Source organism: Longimicrobium sp. (assembly GCF_036280135.1).
In the GTDB taxonomy this organism is placed as follows: Bacteria; Gemmatimonadota; Gemmatimonadetes; order Longimicrobiales; family Longimicrobiaceae; genus Longimicrobium.
In genome coordinates this window covers 1-2,394 of the sequence record NZ_DASURI010000674.1, presented here as the reverse complement: position 1 = coordinate 2,394, position 2,394 = coordinate 1, and the positions used below count along the sequence as shown (strand labels likewise).

The 2,394-nt window shown below is 75.0% G+C and carries 2 protein-coding genes; one reads left to right on the top strand and one right to left on the bottom strand.

Annotated features, from left to right (window positions below; translation table 11 throughout):
* Window positions 1–852 (bottom strand): YncE family protein (locus VFZ20_RS21870; protein ID WP_329686073.1); only part of this gene is annotated, 852 nt, incomplete at its 3' end.
* A 255-nt stretch (window positions 853–1,107) separates the two neighbouring features.
* Between VFZ20_RS21870 and VFZ20_RS21865 the strand changes: the two genes are divergently transcribed.
* On the top strand, window positions 1,108–2,364 hold the full coding sequence (locus VFZ20_RS21865) for a hypothetical protein (RefSeq protein ID WP_329686072.1): 1,257 nt from the start codon (window positions 1,108–1,110) through the stop codon (window positions 2,362–2,364).
* Window positions 2,365–2,394 lie beyond the last annotated feature (30 nt).

Below are 2,394 nucleotides of genomic sequence, written 5' to 3'. Positions count from 1 at the left end.
GGTGTCGGGGACGGCGCGCGCGGGGTCCCGCGGGATCTCGATGGCGGCCACCTCGGCGCGCGTGACCGCGTCGAACAGGCGCACCGTGTTCACCATGGCGTTGGAGACGACGACGTAGCGGCCGCGGGCGCCCACGTTGAGCCGGTACGGCAGGCCGGGCGCGGGCAGGGTGTCGATGGGCGCGAGCGTCATCGCATCCAGCACCGTCACCGTGTGATCGTCGTTGCTGCCCACCCACACCTGCCGGCCGTCCGGCGACAGCGTGATTCCCTCCGTCCGCGGCGCCACGGGCACCGAGCGCGCCTGCCGCGTGGCCACGTCGATCATCGTCACGCTGCCGGCGCCCACGTTGGCCGTGTAGATGCGCCCGCCGTCCGCCGACAGGCTCAGCATGTGCGACCCCGCCTGGCCCGTGGGCAGCGCGGTGACGGCGCCCGTGCGCAGGTCCACCACCAGCACGGCCTGGCTGGCCTCGGACGTCACGGCCAGCAGGGTGTCGCCGGGAAAGAACGCCACGCCGTGGGGCCGGCGGTGCGGCGACAGGTCGATCCTGCGCGCCACCTTCAGCGAGTCCAGGTCGATGACGGTGAGCGAGCTGCCGGGCGTCTGCGCGCCGTAGTCCGTGACCACGGCCCAGCGCCCGTCGTGCGACACGGCGGCCTCGTGCGGGCCCTGGCCCGTGGGCAGCAGCGCCAGCATGCGCCCGCTTTCCACCTCGATGATGCTGGCCGTGGCGTCCTGCTTGTTCGCCACGACCAGCACGTCGCCGGAGGGGCGCTGCGCGTGGGCCGCCGTCGCGAGGCCCAGCGCCAGGGCAAGGCCCGCGGCCGTGATCCTATGGATGTGCATCATCGGCGATCCATCTCTCGTGGAGTGTCGGAAGGTGGGGCTCCCCCCGCCAACTTGCTCGCGCGTCTCCCGTCGCGAAAGGGCGCCGACGGAATGCCGCGCGGCGGATGATCGGCGGCCGGGACGGGAGGGTGCCGGATCGGCAGGTTGGACGGGCACGGCGGGTGCGTACGAAACGCGGCGTGTGCGCGGGACGTACGACGGCAGCGCCGGGCGCACCGGCGACGCAACCTTATCGCTCAGCACGGGAGACGGACCATGGAGAACAATCCTTTCGGCCCTGATGGTTCCTCCGGCACCGGCGGCCCCGCCGGGGGCGGATCGTCGGGCCTTGGCGGCTCGTCCGCGGGTGGCCCCACCTCGTCCGATCCCAGCGGCGGCGGCCCGGACCTCGTGGGCGGCGGCTCCTCGTCCGGCTTCGGCGGCGGCTCCACGGGCGGGTCGTCTTCCGGCCTGGGTGGATCGACCGGCGCCGGCGGGACGGGCGGTTCGACCGGCGGATCGGCGTTCGGCTCGAGCGGATCCACGGGCGGGATCGGCGGGTCGACGGGCGGAGCGACCGGCGGGATCGGCGGCTCTGCGGGTGGATCGACGGATGCGTTCGGATCGTCCTCGTCGTCCGGCACAGTCACGCCGGGCGCGGGCTCCACGACCGGTGGCGGCTCCACGGGGGGATCCTCGTCCGGCTCCACCGGGAGCGAGAGCGGCGGCGGGCGCAACGACCCGTTCGAGGAGTTGGGCTCGCGGCTGGAGAGCATCTTCGGCGAGCTGCGGCCGCGGGTGAAGCAGCTCATGCAGGACGTGGAGCAGCGCGTGGAAGGCGTGGTGGAGGAGCTCAAGCCGCGCATCCAGGACGCGCGCGACAAGGCCAAGCCGCGCGTGGACGAGTTCATGGGCGACGTGCGTCCGCGCATCGACACGCTCATGACCCGCATCCAGGGCGCGCTGGAGGGCCTGCGCAAGGAGTTCGACGAGCGCACGGGCCGGTCGGAGAGCGCCACGGGCGGGTCCGGCGCGCCGTCGTCGGCCACGACGTCCACCACGGGCGGCGCCACGAGCACCACCGCGCCGGGCACCAGCACGCCGGCTTCCGGCACCACGACGTCGCCGGACGTGGGCACGGCCGGCACCGCGTCGACGGACGCGGGCGGCGTGGGCTCGAGCGTTGGCGGCACCACGGCGTACACCGGGACGGGCGGCGCCAGCACGGGCGCGGGGACGGGCAGCTCCAGCGTGGGCGGCCCGGGCACCGGCGGCGGCTACGGCACCGGCAGCTCCGGCACGGGGGGCGGATACGGCACGGGCACCGGCACCGGGACCAGCGGCACGGGCACCACGAGCGCCGGCGGCGCGGGGACGGGCACGTCGACGGGCGGCGGCTTTGGCAGCGGCACGTCGGCCGGGGCGGCGGGCGGTACCAGCCACTGGCCCGAGATGACGGAGGACACCAAGCCCGCGGATCCGCCCATGGAGCACGGCGGCGGCTCCCGCCAGGGGGATCCGCCCGTCCACTGATCGGCGGCAGGATAAAGAACAGCGCGCCGG

Coding starts and splice junctions, on each gene's coding strand:
- VFZ20_RS21865 (WP_329686072.1), top strand. CDS start 1,108: ATGGAGAACAATCCTTTCGGCCCTGATGGTTCCTCCGGCACCGGCGGC.